We start from the raw sequence: 24,549 nt of genomic DNA, 5'->3' as shown, positions 1-24,549 counted from the left end.
ACGCTTGCCTTGCGCCCCGGTTTCTGGACTATAGTGCGCGGACCTGTTGGGGAATCAGGGCTTCACACCTATGTTGCTTCGTTTTCGTACGGTCGTCGCCGCGGCGATGCTGACCGTGGCTGCCTATGCTACCGCCGTGGAAGTGAATGGCGGGCACCCGGACACCTATGTGGTCCGAAAAGGGGATACGTTGTGGGATATCGCCGCACGTTTCCTGCAGAAGCCCTGGCTGTGGCCGGAGATCTGGCAGGCCAATCCACAGATCGCCAATCCGCACCTGATCTATCCCGGTGACGTGCTCAGCCTGGCCTACCTGGACCGGGTGACCGTCGCTGCCAAGCCCGGCCCGCGCCAGGAAGCCCCGATCGATGCCATTCCGCTGGCCCAGGTCGAGCCGTTCCTGAAGCAGCTGAGCGTGGTCGACAGCATCGACCAGCTGCCCTACGTGGCCGGCCTGGAAGAAGAGCGCCTGCGCGTCACCAGCGGCAGCGCGGTGTACGTGCGCCTGGCCGACGCCCAGCTGGGCCAGCGCTGGGCCGTGGTCCGCCCGACCGTGCGCTACGCCCAGCCCAAGCCCACCGAGGACCTGACCGCCAACGGCGACGTCACCCCGGGCAGCGGCAACCTGTGGCGGGCCTACAACGCCCCCAACCACCGCCGCGGCGTGCTTGGCTATGAGCTGGCCCAGGTCGCCACCGGCACCATCACCCACGTCGCCGGCGGCAAGGTCGAGGCGTCCACCCTGGTGCTGGACAAGAACGAGGGCGGCCGCGAGGTACGTGCGGGCGACCGCCTGGTCCCGGTCGAGGCCAGGCCCTACGACCTGCAGTTCATCCCCCATGTCCCGGCCGCCGGTGTCGAGGGCGTCGACGTGCGCGTGCTGGCCGTTGCCGACATGTTCACCGCTGGTGGGCCGCGCGACGTGATCGCGATCTCCGCAGGCCGCGCGCAGGGCGTGGACAACGGCACCGTGTTCTCGCTGTGGCGCCCGGGCCGCCACGTGGCACACCGCATGAAGTACCCGAACTCCTCGCGCATGGATGATTCGCTCAGCACCGGCGCCGGCCGCGTCTCGCTGCCGGACGAATACGCCGCACACGCCATGGTGTTCCGTACCTTCGACAACGTCAGCTACGCACTGGTGATGCAGGGCGTGAAGCCGGTGCGCGTGGGATACAACGCACTGCACCCGGATGCGCGGTAGAGTCGACTGTTAGTCGACTGCTCTTCACCGCCCCCGAAAGCGCCCGCGCTGCGCGCGGTAGTCGACTGACAGTCGACTCTACAGGGGCGGTCTCCGGCAAAGTCTGACAGCCACATGCGAAGGCGCCCTAGGGCGCCTTTGTTGCATGCGCTCGATAGTGGGGGGATGACCAACCAAGCTGACGAGGCGCTGCTGCGCCTGTTGATGGCAGGCGGCGCGCTGGCACCACGGCGGGCCCTGCTGCAGGCCGCAGGCAGGGCGGAAATCGCGATCGCGCAGGGTGCCGCGAACTGGCGCGCGCACGGTTGCACGCCAGAGCAGTGCGCCGCACTGGACCGCCCCGACGCCCGGGCCTTGGCCGTGGCACGGCGCTGGCTGGAAGACGACAACCAGCACCTGCTGGCCTTCACCGATCCGACCTTCCCCCCGCCCCTGCTGGATGTCCCCAATCCCCCCCTTGCGCTGTTCATCGCCGGCGACCCCAGCCGGGCCTGGCGCCCATCGGTTGCGCTGGTCGGCAGCCGCTCGCCAACGCCGGGCGGACGCGCGCTGGCAGCCCGGTTTGCCGGCTGCTTCGTCGACGCCGGGCTGGCGGTGACCAGTGGCCTGGCGGCGGGCATCGATGCCGCCGCCCACCAGGCCACGCTGGACGCGGGGGGCTGCACCGTGGCGGTGATCGGCACCGGACCGGACCGCGCCTATCCGGACAGCCACGCCCGGCTGCAGGCGCGCATCGCCGCCGAAGGCGTGGTGCTCAGCGAGTACCTGCCCGGCACGCCCGCACGCCCCGGCCACTTTCCTGCCCGCAACCGGCTGGTAGCCGGGCTGGCCCTGGCCACGGTGGTGGTCGAGGCCGCCCAACGCTCGGGTGCCCTGATCACCGCACGCCTGGCCGCCGAGGCCGGCCGCGAGGTCTGCGCCCTGCCCGGCTCGGTGCTCAATCCGCGCGCTGCGGGCTGCCACAGGCTGATCCGCGAGGGTGCCGCACTGGTCGAGCGCCCGGAGGAGGTCCTCGAACTGCTGGCCCCCGCCCTCCGCCAGCAGCTGCCGGGCTTGCAATCACGGCTGGCCACCCCCACTGAACAGGCACCGCCTGCACGCCTGCCGGCGCACTGGGCCGACGACCCTGACTACCAGTGCTTGTGGCGGGCGCTGGAGCACAACCCAAGCAGTATGGATTCACTGATCACACGCTGTGGATTGACGGCGCCCCAGGTGTCCTCCATGCTGCTGGCCATGGAACTGGCGGGAATCGTGGTGTGCGTACACGGCCGCTACTGTCGAACTCCCTAGTTTCTTCACCTCCACAGCGTCGCGCGACGCAGGCCGAGGGGCAATGAAAGAGAGCATCCTGGATGTACTGCTGTACCTGTTTGAACACTATTTCAGCGAAGATGCGGACCTGATCCGTGACCGCGATTCGCTCCAGAACGGCCTGATCCAGGCCGGTTTCAGCCCAACCGAGATCAACAAGGCGTTCGACTGGCTCGATGCCCTGGCCGCGCAGCGGCCGAGCGTGGCCCAGGCTCGGGTCGATGGCCCCGTGCGCGTGTACCACGGCCCCGAGCTGGACAAGCTGGACGTGGAATGCCGCGGGTTCCTGCTGTACCTGGAACAGCACGGCATCCTCGATGCCGACCAGCGCGAGCTGGTGCTGGACCGGGCAATGGCCCTGGACCAGGACGAACTGGACCTGGACGACCTGAAGTGGGTCGTGCTGATGGTGCTGTTCAACCAGCCCGGCTCCGAGGCGGCGTATGCCTGGATGGAGACGCAGATGTTCATGGACGAGCCAGAACCCCTGCACTGACCGTACACTTGGGGGCATAGCGCATTCAGGAGCGTCCCCGTGAGCGAGTGGTTCCATGCAGAAGGCAACCGGCAGCAAGGCCCGCTGCCGGCGGAACAGTTGGTCGAGTTGTTCCGCAACAACCAGATCTCCCTGGACACCCTGGTCTGGCGCGACGGCCTGCCGCAATGGCAGCCGTTGCGCACCGTGGTCGACGAGCTCGGCCTGATCGTGCCGGCGCTGGACGCCGCTGCACCGCCCGTGGAACCCGAACCGGAGCCGGCAGCACCGCCTCCGCCGCAGCCACCGATGCTGCCACCGTCCACGCCCTACGCCACCAGCGCAGCGGCCAGCGCCCTGCCGACGCCGAAGAAGAAGCTGTCCGGCTGCGCCCTGACCGCCATCATCGGCGGCGGCCTGCTGCTGGTGCTGGTACCGATCGTGGCCATCCTGGCCGCCATCGCGCTGCCCGCCTACAACGACTACACCCTTCGCGCCAAGGTCGCCGGCGCAGTGACCGCACTGCAGCCGCTGAAGGACCAGGTGCAGCATTTCGCCGATGACGAAGGCCGCTGCCCGGGTGGCAACGACGCCGGCTTCCCGGCCCCGGGTGATTTCGCCCATGCAGGGCTGTCAGCGGTGAACATCGGTCGCTTCAACAACGGCCACTGCGGCATCGAAGCCACCCTGGCGCTGCCCGGCAAGAGCCTCGATGGCGATCTGCTGTGGCTGGAATACGATCGCGACAGCGGCCGCTGGGAATGCAGCGGCGAGAGCAACGACAAGTACCTGCCGCCGTCGTGCCGCGGCTGAACCGCGCGCACGCCAGCACCTCCAAGGATGATTCAACAGGGAACATGCAATGACTGAGTGGTACTACGCCGAAGGACAGCAACGCCAGGGCCCGCTGCCGGTCCAGGAGATCCGCCAGCGCTTCCAGCGCGGCCAGCTCAACCTGGACACCCTGGTCTGGCGGGAGGGCATGGCCCAGTGGGCTGCGCTGCGGCAGATGGTCGACGAGCTCGGCCTGCAGACGCTGGCCGATGCCAGCGCTGCCAGCAGCAGCGGCGGGTTCGACCTGCGCAGCGACTACGCCGCCATTGACAGCGGCACCGCACCGCTGCCCGGCACCGGCGCGCTCAGCAGCTCGCCTTACAGCGCTCCAGCGGCCACCAGCAGCGGTGGCCACGCGCAGCCGGTGGTTGGCGGTGAAGTGGTCTACGCAGGCTTCTGGAAGCGTGTGGCGGCCTACATGATCGATTACTTCGTGCTGGTCGTCCCCGGCAGCATCATCGGTGCCATTCTTGGTGCGATACTCGGCGCCAGCATGGGCGCGGTGGGCAGCGGCGAATCGGCCATCGAGATCGTTGCTCAGCTGGCCAGTGCCCTGATCAACCTCGGCATCGGCATGGCCTACTACACCTGGTTCCATGCCTCGCAGGGCGGCGCCACGCTGGGCAAGATGGCAGTCGGTATCAAGGTGGTGCGCGGCAACGGCGAACGCCTGACCAAGGCCCGCGCATTTGGTCGCTACTGGGCCATGCTGCTGAGCAGCTTCACGCTCGGCATCGGTTTCCTGATGGCCGCCTTCACCGAACGCAAGCAGGGCCTGCACGACATGGTCTGCGACACCCTCGTGGTCGACCGCTGGGCCTACACCGACCAGCCGCAGCTGCAGCGCCGGGAGCTGGGCACGGTAACCGTACTGGTGCTCGTGCTGACCGGCCTGCTGTCTCTGGTCGGCCTGGCCCTGCTGGTGTTCGCGGTAGGCTTCATCGCCAAGATGGCCTCGTGAACGGCCATCCTCACGCCTGGCTGCTTGACACGGGCCGGCCGGGCGTGATTCCTCTAATAAGGTGAAACCTGAACGCCCGGCACATTACCGGGCGTTCAGTTTATGGATTTGCCCGTGGCCGCTTCACTAATGCGGCCGTTTGCTCCACCCTAGCGGCCCCTTCTCCCGGTCCGCCCACAGACCTCTCCCGACATGCCCAAGCACCTGCTCATCGTCGAATCGCCAGCCAAGGCCAAGACGATCAACAAATACCTCGGCAAGGACTACACCGTCCTGGCCTCGTATGGGCATGTGCGTGACCTGATCCCGAAGGAAGGCGCAGTCGACCCGGACAACGGGTTCGCCATGCACTACGACGTGATCGACAAGAACGAAAAGCATGTCGATGCGATCGCCAAGGCCGCCAAGGGTGCCGACGACATCCTGCTGGCAACCGACCCGGATCGCGAAGGTGAAGCGATCAGCTGGCACATCGCCGAGATCCTGAAGGAACGCGGGCTGGTCAAGGACAAGCCGATGCAGCGCGTGGTGTTCACCGAGATCACCCCGCGCGCCATCAAGGAAGCGATCAGCCAGCCGCGCGCGATCGCCAGCGACCTGGTCGATGCCCAGCAGGCGCGCCGCGCGCTGGACTACCTGGTCGGCTTCAACCTGTCGCCGGTGCTGTGGCGCAAGGTCCAGCGCGGCCTGTCCGCAGGCCGCGTGCAGAGCCCGGCGCTGCGCATGATCGTCGAGCGCGAGGAAGAGATCGAAGCCTTCGTCGCCCGCGAATACTGGTCGATCGCGGCCGAATGCGCGCACCCGTCGCAGCACTTCAACGCCAAGCTGGTCAAGCTGGACGGGCAGAAGTTCGAGCAGTTCACCATCACCGACGGTGACACCGCCGAAGCCGCCCGCCTGCGTATCCAGCAGGCCGCGCAGGGCTCGTTGCATGTCACCGACGTGGCCAGCAAGGAGCGCAAGCGCCGTCCCGCGCCACCGTTCACCACCTCGACCCTGCAGCAGGAAGCCTCGCGCAAGCTCGGCTTCACCACCCGCAAGACCATGCAGGTTGCGCAGAAGCTGTATGAGGGCGTGGCCATCGGCGACGAAGGCACCGTCGGCCTGATTTCGTACATGCGTACCGACTCGGTGAACCTGTCGCAGGACGCGCTGGCGGAAATCCGCGACGTGATCGCCCGCGACTACGGCATCGCCTCGCTGCCGGACCAGCCCAACACCTACCAGACCAAGTCGAAGAACGCCCAGGAAGCGCACGAAGCGGTGCGCCCGACCTCGGCCCTGCGCACCCCGGCCCAGGTCGCACGCTTCCTCACCGACGACGAGCGCCGCCTGTACGAACTGATCTGGAAGCGCGCCGTCGCCTGCCAGATGATCCCGGCCACGCTCAATACCGTCAGCGTCGACCTGTCGGCCGGCAGCGAGCACGTGTTCCGTGCCAGCGGCACCACGGTGGTGGTGCCCGGCTTCCTGGCCGTGTACGAGGAAGGCAAGGACAGCAAGAGCGCCGAGGACGAGGACGAAGGCCGCAAGCTGCCGGCGATGAAGCCGGGCGACCGCGTGCCGCTGGAACGCATCCAGGCCGAACAGCATTTCACCCAGCCGCCGCCGCGCTACACCGAAGCGGCGCTGGTGAAGGCGCTGGAAGAGTACGGCATCGGTCGTCCCTCGACCTACGCCTCGATCATCCAGACCCTGCTGTTCCGCAAGTACGTGGAAATGGAAGGCCGCAGCTTCCGCCCGTCCGACGTCGGCCGCGCGGTGTCCAAGTTCCTGTCCAGCCACTTCACCCAGTACGTGGACTACGACTTCACGGCCAAGCTCGAAGACGAGCTTGATGCCGTTTCGCGTGGCGAAGAAGAGTGGATTCCGCTGATGGCTCGCTTCTGGGAGCCGTTCAAGGAACTGGTGGAAGACAAGAAGGAATCGGTCGACCGCGCCGAGGCCAGTGGCGCGCGCGAGCTTGGCACCGATCCGAAGACAGGCAAGCCGGTCAGCGTGCGTCTGGGCCGCTTCGGGCCGTATGCCGCCATCGGCAGCACCGCCGAGGACGCCGAGGAGAAGCCGAAGTTCGCCTCGCTGCGCCCTGGCCAGTCGATGCACACCATCTCCCTGGAAGACGCGCTGGAGCTGTTCCTGATGCCGCGCGCGCTGGGTGAGGACAAGGGCGAGCCGGTCAGCGTCGGGATTGGCCGCTTCGGGCCGTTCGCCAAGCGTGGCAGCACCTACGCCTCGCTGAAGAAGGAAGACGACCCGTACACCATCGACCTGGCCCGTGCCGTGTTCCTGATCGAAGAGAAGGAAGAGATCGCGCGCAACCGGATCATCAAGGAATTCGAGGGCAGCGACATCCAGGTGCTGAACGGCCGCTTCGGCCCGTATATCAGCGACGGCAAGATGAACGGCAAGATCCCCAAGGACCGCGAGCCGGCATCGCTGACCCTGGCCGAAGTGCAGCAGCTGATGGAAGAAACCGGCAAGCCGGTGCGCAAGGGCTTCGGCGCCAAGAAGGCGGCAGCGAAAAAGGCACCGGCCAAGAAGGCGGCAGTGAAGAAGGAAGCGGCGCCGAAGAAGGCTGCTGCCAAGAAGGCGCCGGCAAAGAAGGCGGTGAAGAAGGCCGCCGCAAAGAAGGCCCCGGCGAAGAAAGCCGTCAAGAAGGCCGCTGCGAAGAAGTAGATCCACGCCATGCGTGGATGAGGGGCAAGGTGTGCGGACCAACGGTCCGCACCTACCGTCCGCGCCGACCACCCCTTCTGCACGCAGCAGGGGGATAATGGAGGCCCACGCCGGGCCGGTCGCCGCCATGAAAGAACTCACCCTGGACTCTGCTGTCGCCACGCTCCGCGCCGGCGGCGTGATCGCCTACCCGACCGAAGCGGTCTGGGGCCTGGGCTGTGATCCCTCGCAGGAAGCGGCAGTGCACATGGTGCTGCGGCTGAAGCAGCGACCGATCGAGAAAGGCATGATCCTGGTCGCGGCCGAGCTGGCGCAGCTGGAAGGCTGGGTGCGCCTGCAGGCGCTGCCCGACGCCCGCCAGCGCGCGGTACTGGCCAGCTGGCCCGGCGCCAACACCTGGATCCTGCCCGCTGGCCCGCGCGCGCAGCCCTGGGTCACCGGCGAACACAGCGGCATTGCGGTGCGCATCAGCGCGCACCCGCTGGTGGCCGAACTCTGCCGCGCCTGGGGCGGCCCGCTGGTCTCCACCAGCGCCAATCTGGCCGGCGAACCACCGGCGCGCAGCCGCGAAGAGCTGGATCCGCGCCTGCTGCGCCTGCTCGACGGCATCCTTGACGGACAGACCGGTGGCCTGGCCCAACCCACCCCCATACGCGACGCGCTCAGCGGCAACGTGCTGCGCTCCTGAGCCGCCGATTGCACTGCCGCGGACAATCACGCACGCTGCCGCCATGAGCCTGCTGCGCGCCACCTTCAGCCTGTGCCTGCTGCTGCCGTGGACGGCGTCCGCAGCCGAAGACGTGCGGGTGTACCGCTGCGTTTCCAGCAACGGGGCCGTGGCCCTGCAGGACACGCCCTGCAACAGCGGCCGCCAGCAGGTTCGCGACCTGCAGCGCCCGCGCGATCCCGCTCCACGGGTGGTGCGCAGTGATGCCCCGCCTGCGCCGCCCGGCGAAACCCCGGTCATCCGCGAGCGCGAAGTCCGCCACGTCTACATCCAGCCGCCGCAGCCGATGTACGAATGCGTGAGCGATGATGGCCGACGCTATACCAGCGACAACAACGAAGGCAATCCGCGCTGGGTGCCGTTGTGGACCAGTGTCTGGCTGCCACACGCCCATCACGGCCCGGCCTACCCCGGACCGCGCCCGGCCACCGGCACGCCGATCGGCGAAGGCGCGGGTTATCGTCCCCCCTCGATCGGCATGGGCGTGCAGGTTCCGGCCGGCAGCGTGCTGGTCCGCGACAGCTGCCATGCGTTGCCGCCGCAGGAAGTCTGTGCGCGACTGCGTGATCGCCGCTGGGAACTGGATCGCCGGTACAACAGTGCGCTGCAGAGTGAACGCACCGCCATCAGCAACGAACAGCGCGGCATCGATGCGCGCCTGTCGCGCGATTGCGAACGCTGACCGCAGCAAGCCGCCGCAGCCTGTACGCTGTACGCATGAACCGAGTGATCTGGCTGCTCCTGGTGCTGCTGCCTGGAAGCGCATTGGCCGAAGAGGGCGTGATCTACCGCTGTACCTCCAGCAGCAGTGACATCCCTACCCTGCAGCGCACGCCGTGTCCCACTGGCAGCAGGCAGCAGGTGCTGCGCATACCCGGCAAGGGCAACGCGCAGCCGGCCGCCGCTGCCCCTGTGGTCGCTGAACCTGCCCCCACCCCGGTGGAAACACCCGCGCCGCTGCCGGCCAACCCGGGTGTTGCGCCTGCGGCCCCAGCGAAGGCACGACGCGCGGACGAAGGACGCACGATCATGGAAGCAGGCATGGTCGAACACGAAGGAGACGACCAGATCCTTGACAGCGCGACGCTGCGTCGCGATGCCGAGGCCCGTGCTGCTGGAAGTGACGGTTCACCGAAGCCGCCGCTTCCTCCTATCTTCCAGTGCACCGACAGCCAGGGCGGCGGCTACCTGTACGAGTACGAGGCTGCGCCAGGTCGCTGCGAGCTGATGACAGTACAGGGCCTTGGCGGAGTGACGCCGGTGAATGCCGCCAGCTGTGAAGTGGTGCGCGATCAGTGCGAAGCGCTTCCCGAAGCGCAGCGCTGCGGTGCCTGGCAGCAGCGCTTCCGCGATGCCCGCGGCCGGGAGCGCTTCGCCGCGCCCGAGAACCGCGACAGCGCGCGCAAGGAGCGCGAGCGGTTGCAGGGTGTGCTGGAGGCCAGCAACTGCCCGGTGCCGGGGTGACCGCCATCCGGTAGTGCCCGCCGCTGGCCGGCAACTGCAATCAACTGAATATCCTGTGGTTGCCGGTCAGCGGCCGGCACTACCCTTCCGAAGATCAGAACCCGTAGCGCAGGAAGCCGCCGTCCACCGCGATGCACTCGCCGGTAACGTAGCTGGCTGCCGGCAGGCACAGGAAGCCCACGGCCGCAGCCACTTCCTCCGGCTCGCCGATACGACGCATCGGCGTGCGATCGATCACTTCCTCGTAGTAGTCCGGGTCCGACAACGGGCCGGACGTGCGCCGGGTACGGATGTACCACGGTGCCACTGCGTTGACGCGGATGCCATCTTCGGCCCACTCGACGGCCAGGTTGCGGGTCATCTGGTGCATCGCCGCCTTGGTCATGCCGTAGACCACGCCACTGCGCACATGGGTCAGGCCGGACACGCTGCCGACGTTGACGATGGACGACGACGCGTGGCGTGCCAGCAGCGGATGTGCGTAGCGCGACAGCTCGAACGCCGAGAACAGGTTGGTCTCGAAGATCTTGCGCCACTCGTCTTCGGAGTACTCGGTGGCCGCCTTGGTGACGTTGCCGCCGGCGTTGTTGACCAGGATATGCAGGCCATCGCTGTGGTCCTCCACCCAGTCCAGGATCTGGCGGCGGTCCTCGTCGTCGGAAACATCGGCGGCCAGCGCATGCACCTGCATCTGCGGATACACATCCAGCAACTCGTCGCGCGCGGTCTCCAGCATGTCGATATCGCGGCCGACGATCATCAGGTCGGCACCGAACCCGGCCAGTTCATGCGCGATGGCCAGGCCGATGCCGGCACTGGCGCCGGTGATCAGGGCAGTCTGGCCGTCCAGCCGCCACCGTTGCTGGGTCATGAGTCCTCCGGGCCGCGCCCGCTGTGTTTCGATGCAACAAGGATACGCGCTCACGGCCGCCCCCTGCCGAGGATGCGCCACTGCCCGCACGCCCATCACGGAGTGCCGCCATGCGCATCCTGGTCCTGTCCACGTCCCTGCTGACCACCGTGCTGCTGTCCGCCTGCCAGCGCCCGCCAACGCCGAACCCGGAGAAGCCACCGGTGCCCAAGGCGATGGCGCGCGCGATGCAGGAGCCGCTGGACCGCGCCAAGGGCGCGCAGAAATCCGTCGATGACGCCGCTGCGGGCGAGCGCAAGGCCGAGGCCGACGCGACGCAGTGACCTGTGGGGTCAGAACCCTTTGCGGGCAAAGGGATCCGACCCCACCAACGAGAACGCCCGGCCGAAGCCGGGCGTTTACAGTAGATCCACGCCATGCGTGGATGTGCTCCGGTCAGAACCCGCAGAAGCAGTACGCCAGCGCCTTCACCGGTGCGCCATTGCCCTTGTCGCGGGCCGCGTTCTCGACAAAGCGCAGCTGCGTATCCACTTCCGGCATCGTGCGCGCCAGCAGCATCCGCGCCATGCCCGAATCGGACAGCATCCAGGCACCAGCGCGGCTGCCGGCGAAACCGCTGACGAACTGCGCGAACGGCGTGGCCGCCTTCTCGATGTAGCGCACGCGATAAGCGTCGGCCTTGCCCAGCTTGGCACGGCTGGCGGCGTCGGCCACGGCATCCTTCAGCCCACCGAAGGCATCGACCAAGCCACGTTCCTTGGCCTGCGCACCGCTCCACACGCGGCCACGGGCCACTTCGTCGACGGCCTCGACAGGCTTCTTGCGGGCGTCGGCGACGCGACCGGTGAAGTCGGCGTAGCCCTTGTTGATTACCGACTGGATGACCTGGCCCACGGCCGGATCCATCGGCCGGGTGACATCGAACGCACCGGCGAAGCGGGTGGTGCCGACGCCATCGGTGTGCACGCCGATCTTGTCAAGCGCGCGGCTGAAGTTCGGCACCATGCCGAAGATGCCGATCGAACCGGTGATCGTCGACGGATCGGCGTAGATGCGATCGGCGTTCATGCTGATCCAGTAGCCACCGGAGGCGGCCAGGTCGCCCATCGATACCACCACCGGCTTGCCGGCGGCCTGCAGGGCGACCACTTCACGGCGGATCTGCTCGGAAGCGAACACTTCTCCGCCCGGCGAATCCACGCGCAGCACGACCGCCTTGACATCGTCGTCGTCGCGCGCGGCACGCAGCAGCGCCGACGTCGATTCGCCACCGATGCGGCCGGCCGGCAGGTCACCGCCGCTGATCTCGCCGGACGCCACCACCACTGCCACCTGCGGACGGTTGTCGACCGGGTTGCGGCGCGCATCAAGCTGGCCCAGGTAGGTGCCGAAGTCGACGTTGCGGAAGCCACCGTCGGCATCTTCGTCGGCCACGCCGCGCTCGATCATCAGGTCCTCGAACTCCTCGCGGGTCTTCAGCGCGGTCACCAGTTTCTGCTGCAGGGCGAACTTGGCCAGATCACCACCAGCAGCAGCGATGCCTTCCGGCAGCGTATCGATGCCGGCAGCCAGCTGTGCCGGATCCAGGCGACGGGCCTTGGCGATGTCGCCCAGGTAGCGCTGCCATACGTCGTTCATCCAGAACAGGTCGGCTTCCTTGGAGGCCGGCGACGCCGCGTCGAGCACGTACGGCTCGGCTGCGGACTTGTACTCACCCACCTTGAACAGGTGCACGTCCACGCCCAGCTTGTCCTGCAGGCCGGTGCGGAAGTACTGGCGGTAGCGGCCCAGGCCCTCAAGCACCACTGAACCCATCGGGTCCAGGTAGACCTCGTCGGCCTGTGCGGCCAGCAGGTACTGCGACTGGCCCATGCTCTCGCTGTAGGCCACCAGCTGCTTGCCGGAGGCACGCAGGTCCTGCAGTGCCGCAGCCACTTCACGCAGCGAGGCGAAGCCCGAGGGCTGCAGCTTGTCCAGCTCCAGCACCACGCGCTCGATCTTCTTGTCTTCCTTGGCCGACTCGATCACCCGCAGCAGGTCGCGCAGCTGGATCTCTTCGGCACCGTTGTCGCCCACCGCCTTGGCCAGTGCGCGGCTGACCGGATCGGCGCTGAACTGCTCGACCAGCCGGCCTTCCGGCGCGATCACCAGGGTGGTGCGGTCCTGCAGCGACTTGCTGGCACCGGCGCCCATGCCTGCGGCGATGACGAACATCACCAGCAGCAGGAACAGCAGGCCGAAGAACACCAGGTTGAGGATCAACCGGCGGGTGAAGTTCATGACGTCCCACAGCCCGATGAAGAAACTGGCGACGGGGTTGCGACGCGCCGGGGGCAGCGGGGGCACGGGGTGATTCATGGAACGCTCCGGATGGCTTCTTGCCGTGGTGCCAGCATAGCCGGTGCCGCGTGATGCGGCATCGGACACAAGTCAGGGGATCGCCCGCCACGGGTGGCCGGGGCGGGGCGGAAGTTCAGGACAGCATCGACTGGCCGATGCGCAGGCTGCTGCGCCGCAGGCGCCAGCCCATCAGGATGGCAGCGGCGGTGAGGCCCACGATCAGGCCGATCCACATACCCTGCGGGCCCATGCCCAGCCCCAGGCCGAGCCCGGCGCCCAGCGGCATGCCCAGGCCCCAGTACGCGAACATGGCGATGAACATCGGCACACGGGTGTCCTTCAGGCCGCGCAGCGCGCCGGCCGACAGCACCTGGATGCCATCCGGGAACTGGAAGGTGGCCGCGTACAGCAGCAGCGTCGAGGCCAGGCCGGCCACCGCCAGGTCGTTGGTGTAGACACCGACGATGGCATCGTGGCCGAACAGCAGTACCGCCGCCGACAATGTCTGCGTACCCATGATGATCGCGTAGCCGGCCCAGGCCGCGCGCCGCACGCCGAAGCCATCGCCGCGGCCGACCGCATGGCCGACACGCACGGTAGTGGCCTCGGCCACGCCCATCGGAATCATGAAGCACAGCTGGGCGACGTTGATCGCGATCTGGTGCGCAGCCGCTTCATTGGCACCGAGGCGGCCGATCAGCAGCGCGGTGACGATGAACAGGCCGCCTTCCATCAGCACGGTGATGCCGATCGGCAGGCCGGTGCGCAGCAGGTCCCAGATCGCCTTCCAGCGCGGCCCTTCGAAGTGCGAGAACAGCTGCAGATGGGCAAAGCGCCTGGTCCGCCACAGATACAGGGCGAATGCGGTTGCCTGCAGCCACATCATCACCGCCGAGGCGATCCCCAGGCCTTCGGCGCCCAGTTCCGGGAAACCGAGCTTGCCATTGGCCAGCACATAGCCCAGCGGCGCCAGCACCAGCAGGCCACCGAAGCCAAGCAGCATGGTGGGCAGTGTCCAGTGCATGCCTTCGCTGAGGTAGCGCATGCAGAAGTACAGGGTCAGCGCCGGGCCGCCCCAGCGCACCGCATGCAGGAACGCAGTCGCCCCCGGCACGATGTCCGGTGCGATGCCGAAGGCCGGCAGCAGCGGCGGCACCACCGTAAGGAAGGTGAACATGATCAGGCCCAGGCCCAACGCCAGCCACAGCGCCTGTCGGAACAGCGGGCCGATCTCGCGCTCGCGGCCAGCGCCGTGCAGCTGCGACACCGAGGCGGTGAGCGAGATCAGGGTGCCGATCGGGATCAGCATCGGCAGCCACAGCAGGGCGGTACCGATGGTCACCGCAGCCAGCGTCGCGGTGGCGTGGTGGCCGGCAATCACGTTGTCGACGAAGGAGATCAGACCGGTGGACACATGGCCCAGCACAAGCGGCAGGGCGAGCAGACCGGTAGCGCCGACTTCCTTGCTGAAGCGCGGCGTGGAGGTTGCAGTAGACATAAGGTGCTTGACGCGAACTACGGTTGCGCGCGAAGGGCACAGGCACCGGGTTGCGGCCGGTCATCTTACGCGCCCGGCGCGCGCATTCCCATGACATGGGGTGAATGCTGGGTTCCGGCTGCCCCAAGCAAAAAGGGGACGGAGGGGATTAAGTCGTATCTGGCCAGTCAGTGCCGAATGCGACTTAATCCCCTCCGTCCCCTTTTTTACTGGCCCGCTTGGCGCTTGAGCCAGCTGTCGCGTTCGGCGGCCGGCACCGCAAGGAAGGCGCTGCGCACGGCGTCGCGCTCCTGCGGCGGCGTACGCTGCGCGACCAGGGCCAGCTGGGCCAGCTGCGCCGGGCTGAGCTGACGCAGCACGGCCAGCGCGGTCTCGCGCTGCTCCGGAGGCACGAAGCCGAACAAGCCATGCAGCTTTGGGAATTCCAGGCCCAGTTGCGGGCCCAGCCGCCACCCGTCGCGGAACGCCTGGTCCTGATCGCCGAACTGCTGTCGCAGGCGCTGCTGCTGGTCCGCGGGCAGCGCATTGAATCGCGCAGCGGCCTGGCGGATGCGCTCGCGCTCTCCTTCCGGCAACGCGCGCCAGGCGGCGTAGTCGGCACGGCGCTGGCGCTGCTGCTGCGGATCGAGCTGGGCAAAGCCAGCCGGTGCCGCGGTCGAAGCCGGCGGCACGGCCGGGGTGGCCGGCGATGGCGGCGGCAATGGCACGTTCAACGATTGCGGCGCCGCAGACAGGGACAGCGGCAAGGCCAGCAACAGGCTGGCGAACACGGACTTATTCATCGGCGGCGGCGGTTTCCAGCGTGGCACTGGCCGGCTCCGGTCGGCTCGGCTTGGCTTGCGATTCGTCCACCGGCAGCGGACCGCCCGCGGCGGTCCATGCGTACAGGTCAGCATCGGCAACCAGCGGGTAGTCGCGATCGGCCAGCATCGCTGCGTCGTCATTGGCTTGGGCATGCGTTGCATCCGGCGTGGCGTCGACCTTGCTCGGTGGCAGGGCTTCCACCGTCACCGGACCGGCCTCGCCCACGACGCCTTCCGGCAGCGGCGCATCGTTGCCGAAGGAACGTCCCTGCAGGTAGCGCCAACCCAGCGCAGCGGCCAGCAGCACCGCCACGGTTACCAGCAGGATCAGCGGACCACGCCAGCGCGGCTTGGCGCCCGTACGACGGCGCTTGCCATGGGCGGCCGCGCGCTCGTCCCGCTGCGGTGCTCGCCAGCTGGAGGTCGGCGCTTCATTGTGGGCGGCGGGTGCCGCCGGCTGCTGAAGCTGCTGCAGGCGCGTGGCCGGCAGTTCACGGATACGCGCCTGTACCTGTTCGGCCAACTGGCGCCAGGCCGCGGCATCGGGCTGGCCCTGGGCATCGCGCGGGCAGGCATCGGCCAGCAGGTGCTGGTAGCCGGCCTCGTCCTGGTCGAGCACGCGCGTGGCGATGCTCTCGTCCAGGCTGCCGCCTACCCGCAGCAGCAGCGCCAGGCGCGGCAGCGGCGACATCGCAGCCAGCGCGGCCAACGGTGGCGCCCATTGGCCACCCACCGGCTCGCGCAGGGCCTGGCGCTGGCCCAGCAGGGTCCAGAAGCGGGTCGGCCACTGCGCCATCGGCAGGTCGCTGGCAACGGCCGCGAACGCGCGCATCACTGCCACCAGGGTCTGTTCGGCGCGCGCGGCATCGCCGCACTGCAGCTCAGCCACCACCAGGGCGCGGCGCTCGACGCCACGCAGGAACGCCGACAGCGCGCCGGCCGCGGTCGAGGAAACAGGGGCGGGCACAGCCGTCATCGGTCACTCCAAAGGTCTGGGGGAATGATAGCGGCAGGCAATCGACGCCCGTAGGACTTGCGCCCACGGATACTTCGTGCTGCAGGTTGTGCACAGCACCACGCTCCCGGCGCGGGAAACTGCGGCAAGCAGCTGAATTCACTCTGTTTCAGCAATGTTTCACACTTAAACTGTTGATTTTGAATAGTTTTTAAGTGTGGCTATTTTTTGACCAACCCAACCGTGAGCTCGTCGCCATCGGCCTCCTGCGTTCCCGTCGACCGGTAACGCACAACGTTATCCACAGAACATGTGGATAAGCCTGAATCTCCAATGGACACCGATATTTAGGTGACATTTATGATTCAACGGGCGCCGCTCCGCCGTCTCCCACCCCGCCATTCGCGCGCGCATGGCCCGGTACACTGGCCCGATGCTTTCACCGATTCCGACCCTGCAGGTCGCCCTGCCCGTCCCCCTGCCCCGTCTGTTCGACTACCTGTCGCCGGAGGGCGATGGCCCCACGGTTGCGGTCGGCTGCCGCCTGAAGGTGCCGTTCGGCAACCGCGAGCTGGTCGGGGTGGTGGTGGGGCACGGCCAGACCGACGACGGCCAGGGACTGCGCCAGGCGTTGGCCTGGTGCGACCCGCAGCCGCTGCTGCAGGGGGAGCTGTGGCAGAGCCTGCAATGGCTGGCGCGTTACACCCACGCACCGCTGGGCGAGGTACTGAGCACCGCCCTGCCAGGACCGCTGCGTCATGGCGAAGCCCTGCCCGACACCCACCACTGGGGCTGGCAGTTGACCCCCGAAGGCCATGCCCAGCGCGGGAAGCTGCGCGCCGGCAGCCGCCCGCGGCAGTTGGCCGAACTGCTGGCCGGGGCCGTGGTGGATGAGGATGTACTGGGCGAACGCATGGAGGACTGGCGCACCGCCGCGCGCAGCCTGGCCAAGCGTGCGCTGGCCGAGCGCGTGGCGATGACGGTGGCACCGCAGCATGCGCAGCCGCTGCCCGGCCCCACCCTCAACCCGGACCAGGCCGAAGCGGTGGCCGCCATCAACGCCGCCGAAGGCTTCCAGCCCTTCCTGCTGGATGGCGTGACCGGCAGCGGCAAGACCGAGGTGTACCTGCAGGCCATCATCCACTGCCTGGCGCAGGGCAGGCAGGCGCTGGTGCTGGTGCCGGAAATCGGTCTGACCCCGCAGACCCTGGCACGCTTCCGCGGCCGCCTTGGCATCGCCGTGCACGCATTGCATTCGGGGTTGAACGACAACGAGCGCGCGCGCGTCTGGGCTGCGGCTTCGCGCGGCGAGGCACGGGTCATCGTCGGCACCCGCTCGGCGGTGTTCACGCCATTGCCGCAGGCCGGGCTGCTGATCATCGACGAGGAACACGACGGCAGCTACAAGCAGCAGGACGGCATCCGCTATCACGCGCGCGATTTCGCTCTGGTCCGGGCCAAGGCGCTCGGCATTCCGGTGCTGCTCGGCAGTGCCACCCCTTCGCTGGAAACGCTGCATAACGCCTACGCCGGGCGCTACACCCACCTGCGCCTGAAGCAGCGTGCCGGTGATGCGCGGCCACCGCGTGTGCGCATCCTCGATGTGCGCAAGCGGCCGCTGCACGATGGCCTCTCGGCTGATGTGCTGGCCGGCATCGACGAGCACCTGCAGCGCGGCCAACAGGTGCTGGTGTTCAAGAACCGGCGTGGCTACGCGCCGGTACTGCTGTGCCACGACTGCGGCTGGACCGCACCGTGCAACCGCTGCGATGCACCGATGACCGTGCATGGCGGCGGCCGCCGCCTGCAGTGCCATCACTGCGGCGCGCGACAACCGGCACCGCTGGCATGCCCGGCCTGCGGCAGCCTGGCGCTGCAACCGCAGGGCATCGGCACCGAACGCCTGGAAGAGCATCTCACCGCGGCCTTCGCCGACGTCCCTGTGGTGCGCATCGACCGCGGCACCACGTCACGTCGCGATGCACTGGAACAGCAGCTGGCGAGACTGGGCGACCAGCCCGGCATCCTGGTCGGCACGCAGATACTGGCCAAGGGCCACGACCTGCCGAAGCTGACCCTGGTGGTGGTGGTGGGCATCGACGAAGGCCTGTTCTCCGCTGACTTCCGCGCCAGCGAGAAACTCGCGCAACAGCTGATCCAGGTGGCCGGTCGCGCCGGGCGCGCACGTGACCCCGGCGAGGTCTGGCTGCAGACCCATCACCCCGGGCATCCGTTGCTGGAAACCCTGGTCAGCGGTGGTTACCACCCGTTCGCACAGGCGGAGTTGAACCAGCGGCAAGCCGCAGGATTCCCGCCATTCGCGCACCTGGCGCTGATGCGCGCCGAAGCGCAGCAGGTGGAGCATGCCAATGCGTTCCTGATGGCCGCACGACAGTTGCTGGGCGAGCAGGACGTGGTCGAGGCCTACGGGCCGATGCCAGCACCGATGCCACGCCGCGCTGGCTACCAGCGTACGCAGCTGCTGCTGTCTGCCATGCAGCGGCCGCCACTGCATGGCGTGCTTTCGCAGCTGGTGCCACAGCTGTACGCGCTGCCGGAAGCACGCAAGGTGCGCTGGTCGCTGGATGTGGATCCAACGGACCTGTATTGATCCCGTAGAGCACTGCCGAGCATGGCTCGGCACTACCGTAGAGCCGAGCCATGCTCGGCTGCGTTTCAGCACCGGGCAGTGCTTACGTCAGCGGCGACATCACGCCGCGCTGGTAGGCCGGCCGCTCGCGCAGGCGGGCGTACCACTCGGCCAGGTGCGGCAGTTCCGGCCGCTGGATCGGCAGCTCGTACCAGGCGTAGATCAGCGAGCCCAGCGGAATGTCACCCATCGCGAACTTGTCGCCCGACAGCCACGGCTGTTTGGCCAGCGTGGCATCGGCCATCGCCAGGTAATCGCCGGCGCGCACGATCGCGGCATTGATCCGCGATTCGTCCCGGTCGGCCGGGGCGGTGCGCATGATGCCCCAGATCAGGTCGCTGTACAGCGGCGCCATCCGCGAGGTGCTCCAGTCCATCCACTTCTCGGCCTGGGCACGCTCCATCGGGTCTTCGGCGTACAGCGTGCCCAATGCGTAGCGTGCGCTCAGATAGCGCACGATGGCGTTCGATTCCCACAGCGGCAGGCCATGGTCTTCGATCACCGGCACCAGGCTATTGGGATTCATCGCCTGGTACTCCGGCGTCTGCGTGCCGCCGTGGCTGCCACCGACTTCGATGGATTCATACGGCAGGCCGATCTCCTCGGCGCACCACAGCACCTTGCGGACGTTACTGGAATTGCGGCGGCCCCAGATCTTCAACATGCGGGTTTTTCCTTGCTGGCAATGCGAGCGGCAACGATACGCCTGATCGGGTGGGGTGTGTGCGTGCCGAATGCGGGATCTTGCATCCAGCGTTGCCGGCCAGCGGCCGGCACTACCGGTTTTTCTTCGGCAGCGCGCGCACGTAGGACGACTTGCCGTCCTTCTTCAGTTCGAACAGGCCGATCGCCGCCAACAGGTCACTCAACTTCCCGTAACCATAGTTGCGCGGATCGAACGACGCCTGGTTGCCGATCTGGCTGCCAACCGGCCCCAGATGCGACCAGCCGTCCTCGCCCTCGGCCGAGGACACCGCGCGGCGCAGCATCTTCACCAGCCGGGTATCGCTGCGCATTTCCGCACCGCTCTTGCGTGGCCGGGCATCGTCGTTGGCCACAGGCTCGTTCGATGCCTGTTCGCTGGAAGCCTGTTCGGTATCCGGCACGCTGGCATGGGTCTGGCCCAGTGCTTCCAGGTAGGTGAATTTCGAGCACGCGTTGACGAACGGCTCGGGCGTTTTCTTCTCGCCGAAGCCGTACACCTTCACGCCATCGGTCAGCAGACGCATCACCATCGGAGTGAAATCGGCATCGCTGGAGACGATGGCGAAGCCATCAAGGTTGCGTGCGTAGAGCAGGTCCATGGCATCGATCACCATCGCCATGTCCGAGGCATTCTTGCCCTTGCTGTAGGCAAACTGCTGGATCGGGCGGATCGCATATTCGTGCAGCACCGCTTCCCAGCCCTTCAACCGCGGGCTCTTCCAGTTGCCATAGGCGCGGCGTACGTTGGCCACACCGTAGCGGGCGACTTCGGCCAGGACCTCGTCGATCTTCGAGGCCGGCGCATTGTCGGCGTCGATCAACAGGGCGATGCGCTTTTCCGGTTCGCTCATGGGCTCCTCACGGGCGGCTGCCTGAACCCGAGTATCGCCGATCCGGGCAGGCGCTGACGTGACAGGTGGCCGCCGTGCGAAGATGCCAGGCGCTTCCCCCGATGCCCCCACTGGAGTGAGTCGATGAGTCGCGAGCGCGTTCCCCACCTGGTCGTTGTCGGCGGCGGTTTTGCCGGTCTCTGGGCCACCCGTGCCCTGGCCCGCGAGCGCATACGCATCACCCTGGTCGACCGCCGCAACCATCACCTGTTCCAGCCGCTGCTGTACCAGGTGGCCACCGCCGGCCTGTCCGCACCGGATATCGCCGCACCGCTGCGCCACATCCTCGGCCACCAGCGCAATGTGGAAGTCCGCCTCGGCGAAGTGGTGGCCATCGACAAGCAGGCGCGGCAGATCCGCATGGCCGATGGCAGCACACTGGACTACGACAGCCTGCTGCTGGCCACCGGTGCCACCCACGCCTACTTCGGCAACGACCAATGGGCCGATGATGCGCCCGGCCTGAAGACGCTGGACGATGCCATCGCGCTGCGCCGCAAGCTGCTGCTGGCGTTCGAGCGTGCCGAGGCCGAACCGGACCCGGCAAAGAAGGCGGCGTGGCTGAGTTTCGCCGTCGTCGGTGGTGGTCCCACCGGCGTCGAACTGGCCGGCACGCTGGCCGAGATCGCGCGCCACACGCTGCGCAACGAGTTCCGCCACATTGATCCGGCCAGTGCGAAAGTGCGGCTGATCGAGGCCGGGCCGCGCGTGCTGTCCTCGTTCCCGGAAGTGCTCTCGCTGAAGGCGCGTCGGCAGCTGGAGAAGCTGGGCGTGGAAGTGCTGACCGGTACCCCGGTGAGCGACATCGACAGCCAGGGCTTCAGGCTCGGCGATCAGTTCGTACCGGCACGCACGGTGGTGTGGGCCGCCGGTGTGGCCGCTTCACCGCTGGCGCGCACGCTGGAGGTGCCGCTGGACCGCGCCGGGCGCGTGCAGGTGCAACCCGACCTCACCCTGTCTGGCCACCCGGAACTGTTCGTGGCTGGCGATCTGGCCGTATTGAACCAGGCCAACGGCAAGCCGGTGCCTGGCGTGGCGCCCGCGGCCAAGCAGATGGGCAAGTACGTGGCCGAGGTGATCCGCGCGCGCCTGCACGGCAAGCCCGAGCCCGGCCCGTTCAAGTACGCCGACTACGGCAACCTGGCCACCATCGGCCGCATGGCCGCGATCGTGCACCTGGGCCGGCTGCAGCTTTCCGGCGTGCTGGCCTGGTGGTTCTGGCTGGCCGCGCACGTGTTCTTCCTGATCGGCTTCCGCAACCGCATCGTGGTGCTGCTGAACTGGGCCGTGGCGTACTGGAGCTACCAGCGCAGCGCGCGCATCATCTTCGGTGATGACCGCGACGACCGGCGGCCGAAGCGGTAGGGCTGCACGCAACAGGGGTCGGATCCCTTTCCACAGGAAAGGGCTCTGACCCCTTGCAGTAGATCCACGCCATGCGTGGATGAGCGCCCGCACATCCTCCCATCTCCATCCGTGCGTCAGCCCCCTGCATTCGAGAAGCCGCAGTCAGGAATGGTAGCTGTACTTCCCGCCGCTCTCCTCAAGCAACGTATCGAATCACTTTCCCGTTGCACTTGAAGCCAAATTCAAACGCCGTGTCGATAGCACGCTCCGCGCTACCCACGATGTACTCCTGCAGCCCTGCGTAGTCTGCAAACTGCGGATTGATGACGTGGGACTTCGCTTCATTCACGGGATGGAAGAAGCCTAGTCCATACATGGCATGGTCGGGCAGGCCGTACTCCACGACCTCGATGCAGAGCACGGGAATCGAGATACTCACCTCGAACTCCTTGTCGGAAGGAAATCGCCTCGCGCGCTTGAAGATTCCAATGGCGTCAGTGTTGCAGATCGTCACGCCCATCAGCAGTCGCCATCCTTCCAGGTCGATGATGTTTACCTGTTGGATCTTCGCCTCCAGGAATCGATTCACCTTGTCGCTGGCTTCAGCCCAGTCCAGCACACCAGTGATGCCTGATTCACTCGAAGTGAAGCTTCTGATCTGCTGTGGCATGAGCATTGCACTGATGCCTGGGGATTCACTCGAAATGAGGCATCTGATCTGCGGCGACATGAGCATTCCCCCAATAAGGCCCGGAATCACAACTTGCCAAAAGGCGATTGATCTAGCCATTGTTCCACTCAATGCGCGAAGGCACGCACAAGGTGCTGAGTGAAGCTGCAACCAGAAATCCCCTGTCTTTCTGCACTCTCTTCCGCGCCAAGACTCATCAATAGCGGCTGGGGCGAATAGATCCTGAAAGGCACTTATGTACCAAAAGCGACATAAGTGATCGAGCGCCGGCCGCGCTCTGATGCCCCGAACAGTTCCGAGATGCCGTTCACGACGACCTCAATCAAGGGCTCTGACCCCTTGCAGTAGATCCACGCCATGCGTGGATGAGCGCCCGCACATCCTCCCATCTCCATCCGTGCGTCAGCCCCCTGCATTTCGAGAAGCCGCAGTCAGGAATGGTGGCTGTACTTCCCGCCGCTCTCCTCAAGCAACGTATCGAATCACTTTCCCGTTGCACTTGAAGCCAAATTCAAACGCCGTGTCGATAGCACGCTCCGCGCTACCGACGATGTACTCCTGCAGCCCTGCGTAGTCTGCAAACTGCGGATTGATGACGTGGGACTTCGCTTCATTCACGGGATGGAAGAAGCCTAATCCATACATGGCATGGTCGGGCAGGCCGTACTCCACGACCTTGATGCTGGGAACCGGAACCGAAATACTGACCAAGAACTCCATGCCGGAGGGGTATCGCCTCGTGCGTTTGAAAACTCCAATGGAATCGGTGTTCCGGATGACGACGAACATCTGCAATCGCCAACCTCCCAGATCCGCAACGTTCACCTGATCGATCTTCGTCTGCAGGTAGCAGTCCAACATACGGTTAATTTCAAAGATATCGAGCGTTCTGCTGACACCCGGAGATTCGCTCGAAACAATGCATCTGATCTGCTTTCTCATGAGTGTGCTGTCTGTCTGATGACATCAGCCTTCCGCAATTCAACTTTCGTGGCAACTATTCCACCCACTGTGCCTGGCCACAGACCGGGATGAAATCAAGCCGGGCGTCTGGTCTGGGATAAGGTAATTTTTCGCAGTCGCGACTTCCAGACAAGTTGCTCAGCGGCAAACGAGAGGTTACGTGCTACGAATTCACTTTAGTGCCGTGTACGACACAGCGTAGCGGAGAGTAGGACCATTCGCACACCGCGTGGCTCTACTTCCTCATCGGGCCACCGGGCACCCGCCGTTTCGACCAGGTCCGGCAGAAGTCCTCCTTCCTCGCGGTGTCTGCAATTTGTGCGGCACTCCAATGCCGGGTGATCCAGATCGTCAGTGCGGTACTGCTGAGATGCCAGCGCAGCATGCCGCGCTGTGGTTGCCGCCACAGGTGGCGTCGGGCAATCCAGAAGGCCTCCCGCTCCACTTCCGGCACCTTCTTCTTCATCACGTCCTTGTCGAAGAACTGCGCGGCGAAACGCCAGGGATTCATCGGCTGGTATCCCGCGCGTGGTTCACTGCTGCACGCAGCCACACCACTGGGCGCACGGTCGGCCGGCTTCGGCCGACCGCCTGCCAATGCCAGCCCGAGCAGGTACAGCAGGCCAGGCAGCAGCGCGATGCCGGCGACCAGCACGACGACGGAGATCCATGCTTTGCCGGCGGCACGCATCGCTCACTGTGCCTTCGGCTTTGGATACCACAACGCGTTGACGATGACCCAGCGCTGGTCGAAGCGCCCCATGTGGAAGTAATCGACGAACCACGGGGTTTCCAGCCGCACCGAGGCCGCGCTGCCGGTCACGTCCAGCACCGTGCAGCGGCGGTCCCATTGATCCTTCGGGGTCTTCAACGCGCCCTGCTTCGTCAGCGAGACCAGTTCTTCCTTCGACATACGGCGCAGGCCCAGGCGTTCGTCGGGCGTATCGCCGAGGACCGCGCGCTTGGCCAGGTCCGGATGCAGGGAGCGGGCGACGCGCTGCGGGTCGGCCTCCAGCTGGCCGTCAACGTAATCGTGGCAGGTGGCTTCGATGGCCGCGAGGGTGGCCGGGTCGGCGGCGGGGCTCGTTGCTGCGGAAAGAGCGAACAGCAGGGCGATCGTGGACATCCGGGTCTCCAGCGCTGAGGGCTGGGCGATCATGGCATGTGCAAGCCGCATCCAC

The 24,549-nt window shown here is 66.8% G+C and carries 23 protein-coding genes; 12 read left to right on the top strand and 11 right to left on the bottom strand.

Going from position 1 to position 24,549, the window contains the following annotated elements; translation table 11 throughout:
* Nucleotides 1-70 precede the first annotated feature (70 nt).
* From R5H29_RS10840 to R5H29_RS10800, 9 genes are all read left to right on the top strand, one after another.
* A complete protein-coding gene (locus R5H29_RS10840; protein WP_019660781.1) occupies nt 71-1,204 on the top strand; it encodes a LysM peptidoglycan-binding domain-containing protein in 1,134 nt (377 codons plus the stop codon).
* Nucleotides 1,205-1,369: 165 nt separating this feature from the next.
* Complete coding sequence (gene dprA / locus R5H29_RS10835; protein WP_134735064.1) at nt 1,370-2,497, top strand: DNA-processing protein DprA; 1,128 nt, start codon at nt 1,370-1,372, stop codon at nt 2,495-2,497.
* 43 nt (nt 2,498-2,540) lie between these two features.
* Complete coding sequence (locus R5H29_RS10830) at nt 2,541-3,014, top strand: DUF494 family protein (protein ID WP_005411195.1); 474 nt, start codon at nt 2,541-2,543, stop codon at nt 3,012-3,014.
* Nucleotides 3,015-3,053: 39 nt separating this feature from the next.
* A complete protein-coding gene (locus tag R5H29_RS10825; protein WP_321210653.1) occupies nt 3,054-3,806 on the top strand; it encodes a pilin in 753 nt (250 codons plus the stop codon).
* Nucleotides 3,807-3,855: 49 nt separating this feature from the next.
* Entirely contained in the window at nt 3,856-4,788 is a 933-nt protein-coding gene (locus R5H29_RS10820; protein ID WP_021203234.1) for an RDD family protein, read from the top strand.
* Between the two features lie 192 nt (nt 4,789-4,980).
* The gene (locus tag R5H29_RS10815) at nt 4,981-7,464 is read left to right on the top strand and encodes a DNA topoisomerase I (RefSeq protein ID WP_021203233.1); all 2,484 of its coding nucleotides are present in this window, start codon (nt 4,981-4,983) and stop codon (nt 7,462-7,464) included.
* A 97-nt stretch (nt 7,465-7,561) separates the two neighbouring features.
* The gene (locus R5H29_RS10810) at nt 7,562-8,152 is read left to right on the top strand and encodes a Sua5/YciO/YrdC/YwlC family protein (protein ID WP_019660786.1); all 591 of its coding nucleotides are present in this window, start codon (nt 7,562-7,564) and stop codon (nt 8,150-8,152) included.
* A 43-nt stretch (nt 8,153-8,195) separates the two neighbouring features.
* Complete coding sequence (locus tag R5H29_RS10805) at nt 8,196-8,873, top strand: DUF4124 domain-containing protein (protein ID WP_021203232.1); 678 nt, start codon at nt 8,196-8,198, stop codon at nt 8,871-8,873.
* A 35-nt stretch (nt 8,874-8,908) separates the two neighbouring features.
* The gene (locus R5H29_RS10800; protein ID WP_332329170.1) at nt 8,909-9,655 is read left to right on the top strand and encodes a hypothetical protein; all 747 of its coding nucleotides are present in this window, start codon (nt 8,909-8,911) and stop codon (nt 9,653-9,655) included.
* 94 nt (nt 9,656-9,749) lie between these two features.
* Here R5H29_RS10800 and R5H29_RS10795 read toward each other — a convergent pair whose 3' ends face one another.
* Entirely contained in the window at nt 9,750-10,526 is a 777-nt protein-coding gene (locus tag R5H29_RS10795) for an SDR family oxidoreductase (RefSeq protein WP_021203230.1), read from the bottom strand.
* Nucleotides 10,527-10,636: 110 nt separating this feature from the next.
* On the opposite strand from R5H29_RS10795, the gene R5H29_RS10790 reads away from it, so the two are divergent.
* Nucleotides 10,637-10,849 carry a hypothetical protein gene (locus R5H29_RS10790; RefSeq protein ID WP_332329168.1) on the top strand — a complete coding sequence of 71 codons (213 nt, stop codon included), beginning with the start codon at nt 10,637-10,639 and terminating at the stop codon, nt 10,847-10,849.
* Nucleotides 10,850-10,961: 112 nt separating this feature from the next.
* Here the strand turns inward: R5H29_RS10790 and sppA are convergent, their stop codons facing one another.
* The 4 genes from sppA to R5H29_RS10770 all read right to left on the bottom strand — a co-directional run bounded on the left by sppA (nt 10,962) and on the right by R5H29_RS10770 (nt 16,143).
* A complete protein-coding gene (sppA, locus tag R5H29_RS10785) occupies nt 10,962-12,884 on the bottom strand; it encodes a signal peptide peptidase SppA (protein WP_332329167.1) in 1,923 nt (640 codons plus the stop codon).
* 115 nt (nt 12,885-12,999) lie between these two features.
* Nucleotides 13,000-14,364: an MATE family efflux transporter gene (locus R5H29_RS10780; RefSeq protein WP_155030195.1), complete on the bottom strand. Its 1,365-nt coding sequence runs from the start codon at nt 14,362-14,364 to the stop codon at nt 13,000-13,002.
* A 206-nt stretch (nt 14,365-14,570) separates the two neighbouring features.
* The gene (locus R5H29_RS10775) at nt 14,571-15,146 is read right to left on the bottom strand and encodes a DUF3106 domain-containing protein (protein WP_019660793.1); all 576 of its coding nucleotides are present in this window, start codon (nt 15,144-15,146) and stop codon (nt 14,571-14,573) included.
* Nucleotides 15,139-16,143, bottom strand: a complete 1,005-nt coding sequence (locus R5H29_RS10770) for a hypothetical protein (protein ID WP_019660794.1) — start codon at nt 16,141-16,143, stop codon at nt 15,139-15,141. Before R5H29_RS10770 ends, R5H29_RS10775 begins: the two co-directional genes overlap by 8 nt.
* A 412-nt stretch (nt 16,144-16,555) precedes the next feature.
* Between R5H29_RS10770 and R5H29_RS10765 the strand changes: the two genes are divergently transcribed.
* Nucleotides 16,556-18,733 (top strand): primosomal protein N', encoded by a 2,178-nt coding sequence (locus tag R5H29_RS10765; RefSeq protein ID WP_171952584.1) that lies wholly within the window; start codon nt 16,556-16,558, stop codon nt 18,731-18,733.
* Nucleotides 18,734-18,815: 82 nt separating this feature from the next.
* Here the strand turns inward: R5H29_RS10765 and R5H29_RS10760 are convergent, their stop codons facing one another.
* Together R5H29_RS10760 and R5H29_RS10755 are read right to left on the bottom strand one after the other, a co-directional pair.
* Nucleotides 18,816-19,436, bottom strand: coding sequence for a glutathione S-transferase family protein (locus tag R5H29_RS10760; RefSeq protein WP_019660796.1), 621 nt, complete (start codon nt 19,434-19,436; stop codon nt 18,816-18,818).
* Between the two features lie 112 nt (nt 19,437-19,548).
* A complete protein-coding gene (locus R5H29_RS10755; RefSeq protein ID WP_010481148.1) occupies nt 19,549-20,328 on the bottom strand; it encodes an NYN domain-containing protein in 780 nt (259 codons plus the stop codon).
* Nucleotides 20,329-20,451: 123 nt separating this feature from the next.
* On the opposite strand from R5H29_RS10755, the gene R5H29_RS10750 reads away from it, so the two are divergent.
* Nucleotides 20,452-21,732: an NAD(P)/FAD-dependent oxidoreductase gene (locus R5H29_RS10750; RefSeq protein WP_332329166.1), complete on the top strand. Its 1,281-nt coding sequence runs from the start codon at nt 20,452-20,454 to the stop codon at nt 21,730-21,732.
* A gap of 178 nt (nt 21,733-21,910) precedes the next feature.
* On the opposite strand, the gene imm9 (R5H29_RS10745) is transcribed toward R5H29_RS10750, so the two are convergent.
* The 4 genes from imm9 (R5H29_RS10745) to R5H29_RS10730 form a co-directional block, all read right to left on the bottom strand.
* A complete protein-coding gene (gene imm9 / locus R5H29_RS10745; protein WP_332329165.1) occupies nt 21,911-22,444 on the bottom strand; it encodes an Imm9 family immunity protein in 534 nt (177 codons plus the stop codon).
* A 426-nt stretch (nt 22,445-22,870) separates the two neighbouring features.
* Nucleotides 22,871-23,347, bottom strand: coding sequence for an Imm9 family immunity protein (imm9, locus tag R5H29_RS10740; protein WP_332329164.1), 477 nt, complete (start codon nt 23,345-23,347; stop codon nt 22,871-22,873).
* Between the two features lie 256 nt (nt 23,348-23,603).
* The gene (locus R5H29_RS10735) at nt 23,604-24,059 is read right to left on the bottom strand and encodes a hypothetical protein (protein WP_332329162.1); all 456 of its coding nucleotides are present in this window, start codon (nt 24,057-24,059) and stop codon (nt 23,604-23,606) included.
* 3 nt (nt 24,060-24,062) lie between these two features.
* The gene (locus R5H29_RS10730) at nt 24,063-24,494 is read right to left on the bottom strand and encodes a nuclear transport factor 2 family protein (protein WP_332329161.1); all 432 of its coding nucleotides are present in this window, start codon (nt 24,492-24,494) and stop codon (nt 24,063-24,065) included.
* Nucleotides 24,495-24,549: the final 55 nt, after the last annotated feature.

Source organism: Stenotrophomonas sp. A3_2 (assembly GCF_036624925.1).
In the GTDB taxonomy this organism is placed as follows: Bacteria; Pseudomonadota; Gammaproteobacteria; order Xanthomonadales; family Xanthomonadaceae; genus Stenotrophomonas; species Stenotrophomonas hibiscicola.
Note: the sequence above shows the minus strand (reverse complement) of the source record. Positions and strands in the feature narration are given on the sequence as shown.

Bases quoted from the DNA above. Each gene is read 5' to 3' on its own strand.
- R5H29_RS10840 (WP_019660781.1), top strand. From the start codon at position 71: ATGTTGCTTCGTTTTCGTACGGTCGTCGCCGCGGCGATGCTGACCGTG.
- dprA (WP_134735064.1), top strand. From the start codon at position 1,370: ATGACCAACCAAGCTGACGAGGCGCTGCTGCGCCTGTTGATGGCAGGC.
- R5H29_RS10830 (WP_005411195.1), top strand. From the start codon at position 2,541: ATGAAAGAGAGCATCCTGGATGTACTGCTGTACCTGTTTGAACACTAT.
- R5H29_RS10820 (WP_021203234.1), top strand. From the start codon at position 3,856: ATGACTGAGTGGTACTACGCCGAAGGACAGCAACGCCAGGGCCCGCTG.
- R5H29_RS10815 (WP_021203233.1), top strand. From the start codon at position 4,981: ATGCCCAAGCACCTGCTCATCGTCGAATCGCCAGCCAAGGCCAAGACG.
- R5H29_RS10810 (WP_019660786.1), top strand. From the start codon at position 7,562: ATGGAGGCCCACGCCGGGCCGGTCGCCGCCATGAAAGAACTCACCCTG.
- R5H29_RS10805 (WP_021203232.1), top strand. From the start codon at position 8,196: ATGAGCCTGCTGCGCGCCACCTTCAGCCTGTGCCTGCTGCTGCCGTGG.
- R5H29_RS10800 (WP_332329170.1), top strand. From the start codon at position 8,909: ATGAACCGAGTGATCTGGCTGCTCCTGGTGCTGCTGCCTGGAAGCGCA.
- R5H29_RS10795 (WP_021203230.1), bottom strand. From the start codon at position 10,526: ATGACCCAGCAACGGTGGCGGCTGGACGGCCAGACTGCCCTGATCACC.
- R5H29_RS10790 (WP_332329168.1), top strand. From the start codon at position 10,637: ATGCGCATCCTGGTCCTGTCCACGTCCCTGCTGACCACCGTGCTGCTG.
- sppA (WP_332329167.1), bottom strand. From the start codon at position 12,884: ATGAATCACCCCGTGCCCCCGCTGCCCCCGGCGCGTCGCAACCCCGTC.
- R5H29_RS10780 (WP_155030195.1), bottom strand. From the start codon at position 14,364: ATGTCTACTGCAACCTCCACGCCGCGCTTCAGCAAGGAAGTCGGCGCT.
- R5H29_RS10775 (WP_019660793.1), bottom strand. From the start codon at position 15,146: ATGAATAAGTCCGTGTTCGCCAGCCTGTTGCTGGCCTTGCCGCTGTCC.
- R5H29_RS10770 (WP_019660794.1), bottom strand. From the start codon at position 16,143: ATGACGGCTGTGCCCGCCCCTGTTTCCTCGACCGCGGCCGGCGCGCTG.
- R5H29_RS10765 (WP_171952584.1), top strand. From the start codon at position 16,556: ATGCTTTCACCGATTCCGACCCTGCAGGTCGCCCTGCCCGTCCCCCTG.
- R5H29_RS10760 (WP_019660796.1), bottom strand. From the start codon at position 19,436: ATGTTGAAGATCTGGGGCCGCCGCAATTCCAGTAACGTCCGCAAGGTG.
- R5H29_RS10755 (WP_010481148.1), bottom strand. From the start codon at position 20,328: ATGAGCGAACCGGAAAAGCGCATCGCCCTGTTGATCGACGCCGACAAT.
- R5H29_RS10750 (WP_332329166.1), top strand. From the start codon at position 20,452: ATGAGTCGCGAGCGCGTTCCCCACCTGGTCGTTGTCGGCGGCGGTTTT.
- imm9 (WP_332329165.1), bottom strand. From the start codon at position 22,444: ATGTCGCCGCAGATCAGATGCCTCATTTCGAGTGAATCCCCAGGCATC.
- imm9 (WP_332329164.1), bottom strand. From the start codon at position 23,347: ATGAGAAAGCAGATCAGATGCATTGTTTCGAGCGAATCTCCGGGTGTC.
- R5H29_RS10735 (WP_332329162.1), bottom strand. From the start codon at position 24,059: ATGCGTGCCGCCGGCAAAGCATGGATCTCCGTCGTCGTGCTGGTCGCC.
- R5H29_RS10730 (WP_332329161.1), bottom strand. From the start codon at position 24,494: ATGTCCACGATCGCCCTGCTGTTCGCTCTTTCCGCAGCAACGAGCCCC.